A 2,482-nucleotide genomic window follows, 5' to 3' on the forward strand; every position below is an offset into this window, starting at 1 on the left:
TTTAAGCAAACCTTAAGCTTTCTATGACTATACTTTCATTTCCTTGTTTCAGCAAGGGCTTTTAAAAAGCCGCTTGATACCTTACAAGGATAGCTGATTAAAAGCAAACGATCTTTGAAAACTAAGCAAATTGATAGAAGTTCTTTTTAAAGGGATATTCTAAAATAAAATAAGTAATGACTGACTAAATAGAGTGAGGGTTTAAACAACTCCCATTCTTTTATAAGAAATTCTTATCCAACCAGTGCCAATCAATTTCATTGATTATGATGACTATATCATTATGATTGATGACTGAATGGCATGAGAGTATTTTAAGGTTAGCGTTTGGCTAAACCTTTTTAAAAAGTTTCTTTCTGTTTTGTTGTTGTAATACTTAAGAACACAACCCGTTTTATTCAATAAAGTATAAAACGAGTTCTTGTGATACGCTAAAGCTGTTGTTAGGAATAACAACAGCCTATCAAAAAACAAAAGAGCTTTAGGACAAACACTTTTATGGAGAGTTTGATCCTGGCTCAGAGTGAACGCTGGCGGCGTGCCTAATACATGCAAGTCGAACGATGAAGCTTCTAGCTTGCTAGAGTGCTGATTAGTGGCGCACGGGTGAGTAACGCATAGGTTATGTGCCTCTTAGTTTGGGATAGCCATTGGAAACGATGATTAATACCAGATACTCCCTATGGGGGAAAGATTTATCGCTAAGAGATCAGCCTATGTCCTATCAGCTTGTTGGTAAGGTAATGGCTTACCAAGGCTATGACGGGTATCCGGCCTGAGAGGGTGAACGGACACACTGGAACTGAGACACGGTCCAGACTCCTACGGGAGGCAGCAGTAGGGAATATTGCTCAATGGGGGAAACCCTGAAGCAGCAACGCCGCGTGGAGGATGAAGGTTTTAGGATTGTAAACTCCTTTTGTTAGAGAAGATAATGACGGTATCTAACGAATAAGCACCGGCTAACTCCGTGCCAGCAGCCGCGGTAATACGGAGGGTGCAAGCGTTACTCGGAATCACTGGGCGTAAAGAGCGCGTAGGCGGGATAGTCAGTCAGGTGTGAAATCCTATGGCTTAACCATAGAACTGCATTTGAAACTACTATTCTAGAGTGTGGGAGAGGTAGGTGGAATTCTTGGTGTAGGGGTAAAATCCGTAGAGATCAAGAGGAATACTCATTGCGAAGGCGACCTGCTGGAACATTACTGACGCTGATTGCGCGAAAGCGTGGGGAGCAAACAGGATTAGATACCCTGGTAGTCCACGCCCTAAACGATGGATGCTAGTTGTTGGAGGGCTTAGTCTCTCCAGTAATGCAGCTAACGCATTAAGCATCCCGCCTGGGGAGTACGGTCGCAAGATTAAAACTCAAAGGAATAGACGGGGACCCGCACAAGCGGTGGAGCATGTGGTTTAATTCGAAGATACACGAAGAACCTTACCTAGGCTTGACATTGAGAGAATCCGCTAGAAATAGTGGAGTGTCTAGCTTGCTAGACCTTGAAAACAGGTGCTGCACGGCTGTCGTCAGCTCGTGTCGTGAGATGTTGGGTTAAGTCCCGCAACGAGCGCAACCCCCTTTCTTAGTTGCTAACAGGTCATGCTGAGAACTCTAAGGATACTGCCTCCGTAAGGAGGAGGAAGGTGGGGACGACGTCAAGTCATCATGGCCCTTACGCCTAGGGCTACACACGTGCTACAATGGGGTGCACAAAGAGAAGCAATACTGCGAAGTGGAGCCAATCTTCAAAACGCCTCTCAGTTCGGATTGTAGGCTGCAACTCGCCTGCATGAAGCTGGAATCGCTAGTAATCGCAAATCAGCCATGTTGCGGTGAATACGTTCCCGGGTCTTGTACTCACCGCCCGTCACACCATGGGAGTTGTGTTTGCCTTAAGTCAGGATGCTAAACTAGCTACTGCCCACGGCACACACAGCGACTGGGGTGAAGTCGTAACAAGGTAACCGTAGGTGAACCTGCGGTTGGATCACCTCCTTTCTAGAGAAAAGCTTTTAACATTCGCTTGTTAAAAGCCAAAGAGTATTACCTGACAAAAGAACTTCTTGTTGCTTAGTTTTGAAAGATTGAGTCTTTCTTATTTATTTACTTATTGATTGTTTTTAATATTTACTTGCTTGTTATTTGTTATTTCTTAATGCTTATATTTTTAGTTGTTAGTGTCTTTATATTTAATGTTTAATGTGTTTAGTTTGCTTGTTGTTTGTTATTTCTTACTTATTGCGTTTTAATTTTTATGTCTTAATCGTTTGTTTTTTTACTGCTTATGGTTTTTTACTTGTTGTTTTTGTTGTTTCTTATTTCTTAATGTTTGATTTTTGCTTTTGGTGTTTTTGGTGGGTCTGAGCTGATTATGAATGCGTTTGGATTTGAAAACTCCGTTCCCATCAAGTATTGATGTTTAAAGCCTTATTTTTATAGTTTGAAGTTTTATTTTATAGTGAAACTCATAAGGGGGTGGGG

The 2,482-nt window shown here is 42.1% G+C and carries 1 rRNA gene; it reads left to right on the forward strand.

What is annotated here, in order from left to right:
• Nucleotides 1–495 precede the first annotated feature (495 nt).
• Nucleotides 496–1,999, forward strand: a 16S ribosomal RNA gene (locus EAL04_RS07815).
• The last annotated feature ends 483 nt before the right edge of the window (nt 2,000–2,482 follow it).

The sequence above is a fragment of the Helicobacter pylori genome, assembly GCF_003638305.1.
Lineage (GTDB): Bacteria > Campylobacterota > Campylobacteria > Campylobacterales > Helicobacteraceae > Helicobacter > Helicobacter pylori_DJ.